Annotated in this window: 14 protein-coding genes; 7 read left to right on the forward strand and 7 right to left on the reverse strand. The window is 72.4% G+C overall.

Annotated features, from left to right (window positions below):
- Positions 1 to 5: 5 nt before the first annotated feature.
- Entirely contained in the window at positions 6 to 1010 is a 1005-nt protein-coding gene (locus MFF64_RS10855; RefSeq protein ID WP_099907586.1) for an ABC transporter substrate-binding protein, read from the forward strand.
- A 282-nt stretch (positions 1011 to 1292) separates the two neighbouring features.
- Here MFF64_RS10855 and MFF64_RS10860 read toward each other — a convergent pair whose 3' ends face one another.
- Both MFF64_RS10860 and MFF64_RS10865 read right to left on the reverse strand, forming a co-directional pair.
- Positions 1293 to 1817 (reverse strand): DedA family protein, encoded by a 525-nt coding sequence (locus MFF64_RS10860; protein WP_099907588.1) that lies wholly within the window; start codon positions 1815 to 1817, stop codon positions 1293 to 1295.
- Between the two features lie 115 nt (positions 1818 to 1932).
- Positions 1933 to 3339, reverse strand: a complete 1407-nt coding sequence (locus MFF64_RS10865) for an amidase (protein WP_238190753.1) — start codon at positions 3337 to 3339, stop codon at positions 1933 to 1935.
- 217 nt (positions 3340 to 3556) lie between these two features.
- Between MFF64_RS10865 and pdxY the strand changes: the two genes are divergently transcribed.
- On the forward strand, positions 3557 to 4405 hold the full coding sequence (gene pdxY / locus MFF64_RS10870; RefSeq protein WP_099902718.1) for a pyridoxal kinase PdxY: 849 nt from the start codon (positions 3557 to 3559) through the stop codon (positions 4403 to 4405).
- A gap of 19 nt (positions 4406 to 4424) precedes the next feature.
- On the opposite strand, the gene MFF64_RS10875 is transcribed toward pdxY, so the two are convergent.
- Both MFF64_RS10875 and MFF64_RS10880 read right to left on the reverse strand, forming a co-directional pair.
- Positions 4425 to 5429 carry a DUF2891 domain-containing protein gene (locus tag MFF64_RS10875; protein ID WP_238190754.1) on the reverse strand — a complete coding sequence of 335 codons (1005 nt, stop codon included), beginning with the start codon at positions 5427 to 5429 and terminating at the stop codon, positions 4425 to 4427.
- 43 nt (positions 5430 to 5472) lie between these two features.
- Positions 5473 to 6621, reverse strand: coding sequence for a nucleotidyltransferase family protein (locus MFF64_RS10880; RefSeq protein ID WP_238190755.1), 1149 nt, complete (start codon positions 6619 to 6621; stop codon positions 5473 to 5475).
- Between the two features lie 100 nt (positions 6622 to 6721).
- Here MFF64_RS10880 and MFF64_RS10885 point away from each other — a divergent pair, with 100 nt between their 5' ends.
- The 3 genes from MFF64_RS10885 to MFF64_RS10895 all read left to right on the forward strand — a co-directional run bounded on the left by MFF64_RS10885 (position 6722) and on the right by MFF64_RS10895 (position 8825).
- Positions 6722 to 7639 (forward strand): PhzF family phenazine biosynthesis protein, encoded by a 918-nt coding sequence (locus tag MFF64_RS10885; protein WP_238190756.1) that lies wholly within the window; start codon positions 6722 to 6724, stop codon positions 7637 to 7639.
- Positions 7639 to 8364: an NUDIX hydrolase gene (locus tag MFF64_RS10890; protein ID WP_238190757.1), complete on the forward strand. Its 726-nt coding sequence runs from the start codon at positions 7639 to 7641 to the stop codon at positions 8362 to 8364. The genes MFF64_RS10885 and MFF64_RS10890 overlap by 1 nt, the downstream gene beginning before the upstream one ends.
- Before the next feature lie 83 nt (positions 8365 to 8447).
- Positions 8448 to 8825: a hypothetical protein gene (locus MFF64_RS10895; RefSeq protein WP_099905426.1), complete on the forward strand. Its 378-nt coding sequence runs from the start codon at positions 8448 to 8450 to the stop codon at positions 8823 to 8825.
- Positions 8826 to 8885: 60 nt separating this feature from the next.
- On the opposite strand, the gene MFF64_RS10900 is transcribed toward MFF64_RS10895, so the two are convergent.
- On the reverse strand, positions 8886 to 9491 hold the full coding sequence (locus tag MFF64_RS10900) for a PAS domain-containing protein (RefSeq protein ID WP_099905424.1): 606 nt from the start codon (positions 9489 to 9491) through the stop codon (positions 8886 to 8888).
- A gap of 488 nt (positions 9492 to 9979) precedes the next feature.
- Here MFF64_RS10900 and MFF64_RS10905 point away from each other — a divergent pair, with 488 nt between their 5' ends.
- Both MFF64_RS10905 and MFF64_RS10910 read left to right on the forward strand, forming a co-directional pair.
- Complete coding sequence (locus tag MFF64_RS10905) at positions 9980 to 10798, forward strand: rhomboid family intramembrane serine protease (RefSeq protein WP_099905422.1); 819 nt, start codon at positions 9980 to 9982, stop codon at positions 10796 to 10798.
- 132 nt (positions 10799 to 10930) lie between these two features.
- Positions 10931 to 11362 carry a CBS domain-containing protein gene (locus MFF64_RS10910; protein WP_099905420.1) on the forward strand — a complete coding sequence of 144 codons (432 nt, stop codon included), beginning with the start codon at positions 10931 to 10933 and terminating at the stop codon, positions 11360 to 11362.
- A 20-nt stretch (positions 11363 to 11382) separates the two neighbouring features.
- On the opposite strand, the gene MFF64_RS10915 is transcribed toward MFF64_RS10910, so the two are convergent.
- Together MFF64_RS10915 and MFF64_RS10920 are read right to left on the reverse strand one after the other, a co-directional pair.
- Positions 11383 to 12426 (reverse strand): patatin-like phospholipase family protein, encoded by a 1044-nt coding sequence (locus tag MFF64_RS10915; RefSeq protein ID WP_099905418.1) that lies wholly within the window; start codon positions 12424 to 12426, stop codon positions 11383 to 11385.
- A 108-nt stretch (positions 12427 to 12534) separates the two neighbouring features.
- Entirely contained in the window at positions 12535 to 13023 is a 489-nt protein-coding gene (locus tag MFF64_RS10920; protein WP_099905416.1) for an Lrp/AsnC family transcriptional regulator, read from the reverse strand.
- Between the last annotated feature and the right edge of the window lie 28 nt (positions 13024 to 13051).

The raw sequence follows: 13051 nt of genomic DNA on the forward strand, positions 1-13051 counted from the left end.
CCAAGATGCAACGCCGCAGCTTCCTCGCCGGCGCCGCCGCCCTGGCCCTCGCCCCGGCGGTGCCGGCCAGGGCCGATACCGTGAAGGTCCGCATCGGCGTCGGCGGCAAGCCGCTCCTCTACTACCTGCCGCTGACGATCGCCGAGCGGAAGGGCTTCTTCAAGGAGGAGGGCGTCGAGGCCGAGATCAACGATTTCGGCGGCGGGGCTCGCTCGCTCCAGGCCCTGATCGGCGGCTCGGTCGACGTGGTGACGGGCGCCTACGAGCACACGATCCGGATGCAGGCCAAGGGCCAGGACGTCCGGGCGGTCTGCGAGCTCGGCCGCTTCCCCGCCATCGTGATCGGCGTGCGCAAGGACCTCGCCGACACGGTGAAGTCGGCCGCCGACTTCAAGGGCCGCAAGATCGGCGTGACGGCGCCGGGTTCCTCCACGGCGCTGACCGCGCAATACGCGATGATCAAGGCCGGGCTGAAGGCCACCGACGCGGCCCTGATCGGGGTCGGCGGCGGCGCCGGCGCGATCGCGGCGATGAAGAAGGGCGAGATCGACGCCATCTCGCACCTCGACCCGGTGATCGCCAAGCTCGAGGCCGACGGCGACATCAAGGTCCTGATCGACACCCGCACCGAGGCCGGCACCCGGGCGCTGTTCGGTGGGCCGAACCCGGCGGCCGTCGTCTACACCAAGCAGGACTGGATCGAGCACCACGCCGCCGGCACCCAGAAGGTCGTCAACGCCTTCGCCAAGGCCCTGAAGTGGATCGTCGCCGCTTCTCCCGAGGAGATCGCCGACACCGTGCCGCCGGCCTACCATTTCGGCGACAAGCCGCTCTACGTGCAGGCGGTGAAGAACTCGCTCGAGAGCTATTCCCGCACCGGCATCCCGACGCAGGAGGGCATGGCGAGCGTGCTGGAGCTGGTCCGCACCCTCGATCCCGAGCTGCAAGGCGCCAAGATCGACCTCGCGACGACGTTCGAGGACCGGTTCATCAAGCGGGCGATGGGCTGAGCAGTCGTCGCACGCCCATCCCACCCGGGTCGTGGAGTTGCGCGGCTCGGGCGTGGTCGCCAGGCCGCCCTCGCCGGCGGCCTTGGCGCGGTAGAGGACTGCGTCGGCCTCGGCGAGATGCTACCCCTTTCGGCGGCCGTCCGGTTCAGGCTGCACGGCTCGATTGCGACTTTGCGGCGTAAGGTCTCGCAATGCCCGCCGCCGGGTCGCGACGTTGGCGGCTGTCATCCTCTCGATGGATTTCGCCGCGACGTCTTCCGACAAGTCGCCAGTACCAGTTCGTCAAGTCTGCCGCAGCCAGTCGATCAGGCCCGCCCCCGGCGCCAGCCAGGCGAAGGCCCAGACAAAGGCCGAGGAAAAATTGGCGAGCCAGAAGGCCAGCCGCGGCAGCAGCGCCACCCCGGCCACCAGCGGCACCACTGCCCGGGCCGGGCCGATGAAGCGGCCGACGAAGATCGCCCAGGCGCCCCAGCGCTGGCAGAAGGTCTCGCCCTTCCGCACCATCTCGGGGTAGCGGCTGAGCGGCCAGATCCGCTTGGCGCCGTCCTTGTAGTACCGGCCGATCTCGTAGGAGACCCAGTCGCCCAGGATCGCCCCGATCGCCGCCCCGACCATCACCGGCAGGAAAGGGATCGCACCGGAGCCGATCAGCGCACCGATCCCGATCAGGATCACGGTCGCGGGCACCAGCAGCGAGAGCACAGCCAGGGATTCGCAGAAGGCGATGATCCCGGTGATCACCGGCGCCCAGGCCTGGTGGTCGCGCACGAAGTCGAGGACCGTGGTGCGTAAGCTCTCGAAATCCATGGATCCTTGACCTTGGGTGAGCGGAATGGCGGGACAAGTCGGGAGCCGGGGCGGCGTTCCGCCCGTCCTGCCTACACGCGACGCGTGAGCGCCGCATGAACCCGCGCGCCGGACCTCACGCGTCGTTCATGGCCCGCTCGACGACGCGGCTGGCGCGCAGCACCAGGGCCTCGCCGAAGAGCGGCCCGACGACCTGCAGCCCGACCGGCAGGCCGTCCGCGCTGCCACACGGCACCGAGGAGGCGGGCTGGCGGCTGAGGTTGAACGGCCAGGTCAGCGGCGTCCAGTCGTACCAGCGCGGGAAACGAGCCGGGTCCGGGGTGTTGCGGCCGGCCGCGAAGGCCGGGATCGGAAGGGTCGGCGTCACCAGGAGGTCGTGGTCCCGGTGGAAACGCTGCATCGCCTGGCAATGCGCCCGGGCGGCGTCCTGCGCGCCTTGCAGGTGCGCGGCGGTGAGGTCGCGGGCGGAGACGACGAGGTCGAGGAGGTCGGGCTCGAGGCGCTGCAGCTCCGCACCCGTCAGGTGCCGCAGGCTGCCGGCGAAGGCCGCGCGCCAGATCACGTCCAGGGCGTCGCGCAGGGGCGAGAGGTCGAGGGCGACCTCCCGCACCCGGGCGCCGGCCCGCGCCAGGGCCGCGACGCCGTGCTCGAACGACGCCGCCACGGCGGGCTCGACGATCGGGAAGCCGAGGTCCCGGGACACCGCGATGCGCAAGTCCGCGACCCCCGCCTCGGCCGCGCCGAGGTAATCGACCTCGGGGTGCGGCACCGCGAAGGCGTCGCGCCAATCGGGCCGTGCGAGGAGGCCGAGCATCAAGGCGCCGTCGCGCACGTCCCGCGAGAGGCCGCCGAAGACCGGAAGCCAGCCGAGCGAGGTCGGCCCGTAGGGCACGAGGCCGAAGGTGGGTTTGAGCCCGAACAGGCCGGTGAAGGCTGCCGGGATGCGGATCGAGCCGCCGCCGTCGCCGCCGGTGGCGAGCGCCACGACGCCTGCGGCGACGAGCGCCGCCGAGCCGCCGCTCGACCCGCCCGGCGTGCGCGACGGGTCGTGCGGGTTGCGGGTGACGCCGGTGAGCGGCCCGTGCGTGATGCCCTTCCAGCCGAATTCCGGTGTCGCGGTCTTGCAGAAGAATACCGCGCCGGCCTCGCGCAGGCGGGCCACGCCGGGGGAATCCTCCTGCGCCGGCGCGTCCGTGGTCGTGGCGGCGCCGTAGCGGGTCGGCCAGCCGGCGACGTGGTTGGTGTCCTTCACCGCCACCGGCACCCCGTCGAGGGGGCTCAGGGGCCGGCCCTCGCGCCAGCGCCGGGCCGAGGCCTCGGCCATGCGCCGCCCCGTCTCGGGATCGACCAGGATCGCGGCGTTGAGCGCCGGGTTCACGACGGCGAGCCGCTCCAGCGACCGCTCCAGCACCGTGACCGGGGAGAGGCTGCCCTCGGCGAAGCCCCGCGACAGCTCGAGAGCGGTGGGCGCGCCCTGGGCGACCAGATCCGTGCCGGATCCTGGCGTCAATTCCGGTTCCATTCTCGCCTCCCTGATCGCGGCGGTATCGTCGGCCGCGGAGCAGGTTTCGTGCCCGCCGGCCCGCTCCCGCAGGGCTCGGATGATCGCAGGACTTGGACGATCGCAGGACTTGGACGATCGCAGGACTCGGACGATTGCACGACTTGCACGGTTGCCAGGAGCGTCCGGTTCCGGGAATCGTGCGGGTCCTGGTGCCCCCGCGAGGTCTCGTGCCGCGATGAACGTCCTGTCGATCCAGTCCCACGTCGCCTACGGCCATGTCGGCAACGCCTCGGCGGTCTTCCCGATGCAGCGGCTCGGGGTCGAGGTCTGGGCGGTGCACACGGTGCAGTTCTCCAACCACACCGGGTACGGCGCCTGGCGCGGCCGGGTATTCGACGGGCCGGCGATCGAGGAGCTGGTCGAGGGCATCGCCGAGCGCGGGGTGCTCTCCTCCTGCGACGGCGTCCTGTCGGGCTACATGGGCTCGGCCGATATCGGCACCGCGATCCTGCGGGCGGTGGCGCGGGTGCGGGAGGCCAACCCGGCGGCGCTCTATTGCTGCGATCCGGTGATCGGCGATATCGGCCGCGGGGTGTTCGTGCGCCCGGGCATCCCGGAATTCATGCGCGACCACGCGGTGCCGGCGGCTGACATCATCACCCCGAACCAGTTCGAGCTCGATTACCTGAGCGGCATCGAGACCCGGACGCTCGCCGACGCCAAGGCGGCGGTCGCCGCCGTGCAGGCGAGCGGGCCGAAGGTGGTGCTGGTGACCTCGCTCCACACCGAGGAGACGCCCGACGACAGCATCGACATGCTGGCCGGCGCCGGCGGCCAGTTCTGGCGCCTGCGCACCCCGCGGCTGTCGCTCAGCGTCAACGGCGCGGGCGATGCCACCGCGGCCCTGTTCCTGGTGCACTACGCCCGCAGCCGCTCGGCCGGCGAGGCCCTGGGCGCCGCCGCCGCCTCGATCTACGGCCTCCTGCGCCGCACCGCGGAGGCCGGCGCGCGGGAGATCCTGACCGTGGCGGCGCAGGAGGAGTTCGTGGCGCCGAGCCGCACGTTCCCGGTCGAGGCGGTGTGAGGGATCAGGCCTCCAAGGTTCACGCTTCAAGGGCGAGGAGCGCGAAGCTCGCGAGCCAGTGCTCGCCCATGTAGTCGTCGGCGAGGTGCGGGAGCGCCGCGTCGAGATGCGCCTCCGCCGCCGCCCGCAGCACCGGCACGCGGGCGTCGTCGGCCGGCAGCGCGCCGGCGAGCGCGCGCAGGCACCAGGCGCGGCTGAGGTTCAGCCCGTCGAGATGCGCGATCTTGCCGTCGCTGCGATCGGTGACGGTAGCCGGCCGGAACAGGGTTGCGGGCTCGCGCTCGGCGAGGCGAGGCAGGAAGCGGTCGAACCAGGGCCGGAAGTCGTCCGCCGGCATCAGGCGGCGCAGGCACTCGGCCTCGATCAGCGCGGAGGACAGGAAGTCGTCGCCGCTCGGCTCGCCCCAGGCCGGGCAATCGGCGTCCGTGCCGTACCAGCGCGCGGCGGTGACGCGCAACAGCTCCGTCAGATCGGCATCCTCCGTTCCTTCTGCGTAATCCGCCGCCATGCGCAAGCCGAAGGCGGTGTTGAAATGCGTGCCGACCCGGACCGGATAGGGCGAGAGCGGCAGGAAATCGCGAAAGCGCTGCGCGAAGATCCCGGCCATCGGCGCCAGCGCCCGCGACCAGCGCGGCTCGGGCAGCCGCGCCAGCTCGTCGGCGAGCTTGAGGGCCCAGGCCCAGCCATAGGGCCGCTTGAAGCCTCGTGCCGTCGGCATGTCGAGATAGGCGCACTCGCCCGCGACCTTCTCCGGCGTCAGCTGCCGGTCGAACAGCGCGCGGATCGCTTGCGCCTGCGCCCCCTCGGGGAAGCGGCGCAGCACGCGGGCGAGCAGCCAGTAGCCGTGGACGCAGGAATGCCAGTCGAAGCTGCCGTAGAACACCGGGTGGAGGTCTGCCGGCGTGCGGGCGTCCTCGGGACCGGCGAGCGTGTGGTCCGGCTTGTTCGGGTATTCCCGGGTGACGTGGCCGAGGGTGAGGGCGGCGAAGCGGGCGGCGGTCTCGGGGGTCAGGGTGTGGGGCATCGTTTGTCTCTGGTCTTCGGAGTCGGTCCGGGTCGGATCGTTTTCAGAGGTCGTCGTCGGGCGTCTCGCCGCTCGCCGCGAGGGCTCGCCGCGGGGGATCCCGCACGGCCTCGACGCCCTCCATCCCGACCGAGAGCGCCACGCCCGCCTCGAGGGCGGCCCGCCATGACGGGCCGCGGCCCCAGGCCTCGTGCAGCGCGTCACCGAGATCGGTCGACCGGCCGTCGGCGGCAAGCGCGTCGATCAGGGTCGCGGCCTGTTGTAGGTCCTTCCGGCGCTTGGCTGCACTCGATGCGACCCGCGGGTCGCGGCAGGCCGTCACGATCAGCTCGTGGACCGCGTAGCGCACCGGGGCGGGGATCGCGACGGCGATGCCCGGCCCGTGCCGCATCACCGCGCGCACCGGCCGGTCAATCAGGAAGTCGAGGTCGCGCAGCGGCTCGGCCGCGGCGCCGCCGAGAGCCGGCATCGTCGCCGGGCGGCCCGCATGCTCGTCGCCGGCGCGGTCCGGCGTCAGGAATTCGACCCGGCAGCCGGTGCGGGTCTCGAACCGCATTGCCCAGATGGCGTCGCCCTGGTGAGGCACCGGGCGAAAGGTCGGGTCGACGGCCCGCAGCACCTCGAGCACCGGCGGGATCGTGTCCGCCACTGTGAGAGAGATCGAGTGGAACCGGGCGAAATCCGCGCCGGATGTCTGGAGCATGCCGTTCGGCAGGCGGCAGCCCAGGAGCCCGGCATAGCACTGGAACGCCACCGTCCCGACGCGCACGCCGCGCACGCTGACGAAGCCCGCATCGGCCAGTGCCTGGACAACCTCGCCGGTCTCGGCGACCGGCCGCGGCAGGTAGGCCTCGCGGACGAGGGTGGCGACGAGCCTGCGGCGTATCCGCGGGTCGTCCCGGACATGCGCGAAATTCTCGACCCTGGCGGCGACCTCCGGGTCGTCGGCCAGCCCGACATAGCGCCGCTGCCGCTGCCCGGCGACCGAGGTGACGAAGTACCAGTGGCGGCGCCCCTTCACGGTGGTCGCCTCGAAGCGGCCGTCGATATCGAAAGCCGTCGTGAAGCGACCGTCGCGACAGCGCTGGGCGAGCTGCGCGTAGAGCGTGCTGGATTGCAGGTCGATCCGCCGTATCGCCGGGCCGTTATGGCTCTTTCGCGAAAAGCCATAACGCGCTTCGCGGGGGCTCACAACGGCCATGCGACAGGCGAGACGTGCGGTGGGAGGGACTTGCACCGCCCACCCGATCCGTGCTGCCTCGCGCACTGAGCTTCGGAAGGACGGAAACCGGATGCCCGCACGCCGCTACGCCACCCTGGACGTGTTCACCGATACGGCCCTCGCCGGCAACCCGCTGGCGGTGGTGCTCGACGCCGAGGGGCTGGACGATGCCGCGATGCAGGCCATCGCAGGTGAGTTCAACCTGTCGGAGACGGTGTTCGTACTGCCGCCCACCGAGCCCCGGCACCGGGCGCGGCTGCGGATCTTCACGCCGGCCCAGGAACTCGCCTTCGCAGGCCACCCGACTGTCGGCACCGCGGTGCTGCTCGCCCTCGGCGACCGGCGGGCGGAGGTCGCCGACGCGGTAGCGTTCGGCCTCGAGGAGCAGGTCGGCGTGGTGCCCTGCGTGGTCGAGATCGGGGAGGGCAAGAACGGTGAGGGCTACGGCCGCGCCCGCTTCCGCCTGCCGCGCCTGCCGGAGAGCTGGGGCGATGAGCCGGACGCGACAGTTCTCGCCGGGGCCCTCGGCCTGTCGCCGTCCGAGATCGGCTTTGCCCGCCACCGGCCGAGCCGCTACAGCGCCGGCACGCCGTTCCACCTCGTGCCCGTCCAGGGCCTCGACGCCCTGGGGCGGGCCCGCACCAGCGCCGAGGCGATGGTGCAGGCCCTCGGGCCGGGCGCCAAGGTCTTCCTCTATACCGGCGAGACCGGGGAGGCGGGTCACAGCTTCCGGGCCCGGATGTTCGCCCCTGCTGCCGGCATCGCGGAGGACCCGGCGACCGGCGGCGCGGTCGCGGCCTTCGCAGGGGCGCTCATGCAGTTCGAGCCCCTGGGCAGCGGCACGCACGACCTCACGATCGCGCAAGGGTTCGAGATGGGCCGGCCGAGCGAGATCGCGCTCCAGCTCACGATCGAGGACGGGGCCCTGCGCGCCGCCGAGATCGGCGGCGGCGCCGTCCTGGTCTCCGAGGGCGTGCTGCACCTCTGATGAGCCTTACCCTCACCCCGGCCCGCCGGGTCGACGCCCGGATGGTCGCCCATGACTGGCCCTGGGCCCGCGACGAGCGGGCCGCCATCATGGCCCATTGGGAGAAGCGCCGCGCCGCCCGCCCGGCGATGTTCAACGGCACGGTTCTGATGCTGCGCCGCTGGGCCCTCGCCGACGGCGTGCTCGAGGCCGACCTGTTCGAGGCCGACTACGCCTCCCTCACCGCCCTGAAGGATTGGGGCTTCCCGGACGGGAGCGTCCTCAACGTCTTCGCGGCGGCGGTGCCGCGCACCCGGGACGGGACCTTCCTCCTCGGCGAGATGGGACCGCACACCGCCGCGGCCGGGCGGGTCTACTTCCCCTGCGGCACGCCGGACCCGACCGATATCGGCCCCGATGGACAGGTCGACCTCGCGGCGAGCGCGCTGCGCGAGTTGCGGGAGGAGACCGGCCTCGTCGCCCCGCAAGGGCCGGATCCCGGCTGGGTGATCGTGCGCGACGGCGGCCTGATGGCCCTTCTGCGCCCGGTGCAGCTCGCCGAGGACGAGGCGAGCGTGCGGGCCCGCATCGCCGCCCACCTCGCGGCGGAAGCGGAGCCGGAGCTGTCGGCCATCGTCGGGGTGCGCGACGCGGCGGATCTCGATCCCGCGCGGATGCCAGGCTTCGTCCGGCACTACCTCGCAAGCGTGCTCGCCGGGGCGGAGGACAGCCGGTCGGCGCGGTGACGCTCGTCCTGCAAGTACTCTGCCTGCGGGACCCGCGGGCGATCTCGCGGGTTCCCGCTCCGAAGCCCCGATACGGAGTGGCCATGGTCGCCAAGCTCGTCGAACTCGTCCGAGAGGCTGCGGCGCAGGCCCGGCTCGTCGCCCGGGGCTACCCGTCGGGTTGCAGCGCTGACGCGCTGCCCTGGGCCGTCATCAAGCGCTTCGACGACGACGTGCGCGGCCATGTCGAGCGCGACCCCCGGATCGAGGACGGACGCGACCAGGTGCTGATCGCCGCCGTGAACCTCGCCGAGGCCGCGCCCGACGACGAGGCGGACGCGCCCGAGCGGGAGCGGCTGGTCAAGGCGATCAACGACCTCGAATGGATCGTTCTCAGCCGCGGCATCGCCAACCGGGCCGCGGCGGTCTCGGGCTACGGCGAGGCCGGGGACCGGCTGCGGGAGGCGGCGACGCGAGCCTGATCCGCCCGGAGGGCACCGCCCCGCACCCTCCCCAATTCGGCACGACCGGCGCGGATCCGTTCAGAGCCGCCCGCCGCGGTGCACCACGAAGCGCTTGCGGCGCTCGGGGCCCGGCTCGTCGTTGGCCGCCGGTGGCGGCGCCGCGAGCGGGGCGGGGGCGGCAGCGTTCGCCTCGGGGGTGAGGATCCGCAGGGACACGGTGCGCAGGGCCACGATCGGGCGCAGGCCCAGCCAGGTCGGGATCACCGCCGGCGAGAGCGACCCGATCACCCGGGCCTGGGTCTTGCCCCGGTGGCGCAGGGGCAGGAGCAGCAATTCGAGGTCGATCGTCTCTCCGGCCTCCGTCACCCCGACGAGGCCCACCACCACGCCGGCGGTTTCCTGGATCACCACCTCGACGAGCCGCCACGGGTCGGCGGCCGGCGCCTCGCCCCACAGGCCCGCGAAGGAGAGGCCGCGCAGCTCGGCCCCGAACAAGGCGCAGAGCCGGGTGCCGGCGAGCCGCACGGTGGCGGCGTGCCGGGGCGCGTCGATCTCGAGGATCAGGCTGTCGGCCAGGACGTGGCGGATCTCTCCGGGCTCGATCTCGCCCCGCTCCGGCGCGGCGCGGGCGCCGCGCAGGCCGTTCCAGTAGGCGTGGAGCATGCGGCTGGTCGGGTGCTTCATGGCGTCTCGGTCTGGCACGGACTTTTTGATCGGGCGGTCCAGGGGCCGCCGGTCTCCGTCCCATTTCGGGACGACGACCGGCTCAGCTGATTCGGTTCAGCAGACCGTATGCCGAACGGCCGAGCCGCGAGAGCGTAAGGTTTGATTAAGGTTACCAAGTCATAAATGTTGCGTTTCTCCCACACCTGCGCGATTGTCGTAGGCGACAGCGAATTCGGGCTGGCAGAGGCGGAAAGTCCACCCTATGCCCGCCCGCATGCCAAGGGGTGAGGGCCGGTCCCGGCCCGCGTCGTCACGGTCCTGACGGCGTTCCGCGTTCGGCCAGAGCGGCCGGGCACGGAGGCACCCTCTTTCGGGGAGAGCGGCAACGCTCTCCCTTTTTTTGTGGCGCCGGGCGTGTTCTTTCGGGGGTGCGCCGGGCCCGCGGCGGCGTCTGCCCCTGCGGTCGGGTCTTGCGGTCGGGCCTTGGGCCCCGCAATGGTGCGGACATGGATGCCACCCCCGACCTCCCGCGACCGCCGCGCGTGCCGGTGTTCAACATGCCCGCCGTGGTCACCGCCTCGGTGGGGATCCTGGTGCTGATCCACGCCGTGCGGCAGGTGCTGCCCGACGTCTGGGACATCACCCTGCTCCTCGACCTCGCCCTGGTGCCGGCGCGCTGGACCCTCGCCCTCGACCCCGGGCGGGCCGCGGACGTGCTGAAGGCCGCCGCTGCCTCGGGGGGAAGCGCCCTCGAGGTCGAGGCGCGCAAGGCCTTCGCGGCCTATCTGGTGGCCGATCCGGGCGGGATGCCCTGGACCTTTGTCACCTACGCGCTCCTGCACGGCTCCTGGGCCCACGTGCTCCTCAACAGCGTCTGGCTCGCGGCCTTCGGGACGCCGGTGGCGCGGCGCTGCGGCGCCTGGCGCTACGGCCTGATCGCCATGGTCTCGACCGCTGCCGGCGGCTTCCTCCACGTCCTCATCGACCCGTTGAGCACGGTGCCGCTGATCGGCGCCTCGGCCGGCGTGTCGGGGCTGATGGCAGCGGCGGTGCGCTTCGCCTTCCAGCCGGTCGAGATGGCGGGTCCGGCGGCGGTGCCGTGGCAGCGCCCGGTGCCGACGCGGCTGCAGACCATTCCCGAGCTCCTGCGCAACCGCTCGGCGGTGGTGTTCCTCGCCATCTGGTTCGTCACCAACCTGCTGTTCGGCCTCGCCGCCCTGCCGCTCGGCCTGAGCGATTCCGCGGTCGCCTGGGACGCGCATCTCGGCGGTTTCGTCGTCGGGTTCCTGATGCTTCCCCTGGTCGACCGGCTCGGACGACGTTGATTCGGAGCAAGGATTCTTCGCTTCGACTTCCGGGGTGCTTGCGTCGTCCGGCGCGCGGTCACACACTCTCCCTCCGAACGAGCGTCCCGCCCGGACCGCTGAGGCCGGCGGGGCCCGAGCAGGGAGGTGTTGATGACCGTTGCGCGCATCCTGTCGCAGAAGGGCCGCACCGTGGTGACCGTTCAGCCCCACCGCACGCTGGCAGAGGCGGCGGCCCTCCTGACGGAGAAGGGCATCGGCGCCCTGGTGGTGAGCGATGCCGGCCAGACCGTTCTCGGCATGCTCTCGGAGCGCGACATCATCCGGGCGGTGGTCCGTGGCGGCGGCGCGGCGCTCGAGGCGCCCGTTTCCCGGCACATGACCGCCAAGGTGGTGTGCTGCACCCGCGCCACCGCCATCGACGAGGTGATGGAGCTGATGACCGACGGGCGCTTCCGCCACGTCCCGGTGGTCGAGGACGGCCGCCTGGTCGGCCTCGTGTCGATCGGCGACGTGGTCAAGCACCGCATCGAGTCGGTCGAGGCCGAGCACCGGGCTTTGCGCGAGTACATCGCCACGGCCTGACGGCGATTTCGGCGGCCGCCTCACACCGGTGCGACGGCCGCCGAGATCATCTCGTGGATCTCCGGCAGCAGGCGCCGTGTGGCCTGGCGGCCGAGCTCGATGCATTCCTCGGCGCGGTGGAACTCGAACAGTCCCATCTGGGCGAGCTTCGGGTTGATCATCACGTCGGGCGGGTCGCCCGCGAGCCGCGAGCGCGAGATCCGGTCCTGCGTGATGTTGAAGGCGTCGACCATCACGCTGGCGATGCCGCTCGGCGCCCCGGCCTCCGGCCGGGGTTTCGGCTTCTGGCGCCGGCCGCCGATCAGCGGCCAGCGCCGCGGCTCCTCCGGCATCGCGACGGCGGCCTCGGCGGCGGCCTCCATCACCGCGTCGGCCCCTTCGGCCCCGTGCGACTGGATCACCGTGCCCCGCACCCGCATGTCGCCGTTGAGGTTGACGCACAGAACCACGTCGGCGCCGAGCGCGCGCGCCGCCGTCACCGGAACCGGGTTGACCAGCGCCCCGTCCATCAGCCAGCGCCCGGCGATCTTCACCGGATCGAAGATGCCCGGCAGCGCGTAGGACGCCCGCACCGCCTCGACGAGGCCGCCGCGGGTGAGCCAGATCTCGTGGCCGGTGCCGAGCTCGGTCGCCACCGCCGCGAAGATCAGGGGCAGGTCCTCGATGCGGGCGCTGCCGAGGTCGCGCTCCAGGAGCCGCCGCAGGCGCTCGCCCGCGATGAGTCCCGAGCCGCTGATGTGGAAATCGAGCAGGCCCATCACCCGGCGCTTGGTCAGCGACAGGGCGAAGTCGCGCAATTCGCCGAGCTTGCCGGCGGCGTGGCAGGCGCCCACCGCGGCCCCGATCGAGCAGCCCGCCACCACGTCGATGGGGATGCCGGCTTCCTGCAGCACCTCGATCGCGCCGATATGCGACCAGCCGCGGGCGGCCCCGCCGCCGAGCGCCAGGCCGACCTTGGCCCGCCGGGGCGGCTGCGGCACGGGCACGCCCGCGGCACCGAGCACGCCGTCCGCTGAGCGCCGCACCGGCGCGCCGGAGAAGAGTGCGATGCCGTCCCACATCATGGCGCCTGACCTCTGCCGGGCCTGTCCCGCGCTCCAGTGTGGCCCGGATCCATCAAGCGTTCGTCAACGGCGGAGGTTTCATCACGATCCCCGGCGGTTTCCATCGCGTCACGTCGCGGGCACCCGCGGCAGCGGCAGCGCCGCCCCCTCCTTCAGCGTGTCCAGCACCACCGAGGAATGGACGTGGGCCACGCTCTCGTGCGGCAGCAGCACGTCGTTGACCAGGGCCGAGAGCGCCTTCAGGTCGGGCACGATCAGCTTCAGCAGGTAGTCGCTGTCGCCGGTCATCACGTGGGCCTCCAGCACGCAGTCGAGGCCGCGCACCAGCTCGGCGAAGCGGCGGGCATTGTCGCGGTTGTGGGTGGCGAGCGCGACCTTGGTGAACACCGTGACGCGCAGACCGAGCGGGTCGGGCGCCAGCTCCGCCCGGTAGCCCCGCACCACCCCGCGCTCCTCCAGGCGCAGGCGGCGGCGCGAGCACTGGCTTGCCGAAAGGTGCACCCGCTCGGCGAGCTCCTGGTTGCCGAGCCGGCCATCCTCCTGGAGAGCCGCGAGGATCTTCAGGTCGAACCGGTCGAGAGTGAGAGGATCGGTCATCGGGGGCTTCGTCCGTGCACGATCCGTG

The organism is Methylobacterium frigidaeris, from assembly GCF_022179185.1.
Lineage (GTDB): Bacteria > Pseudomonadota > Alphaproteobacteria > Rhizobiales > Beijerinckiaceae > Methylobacterium > Methylobacterium frigidaeris.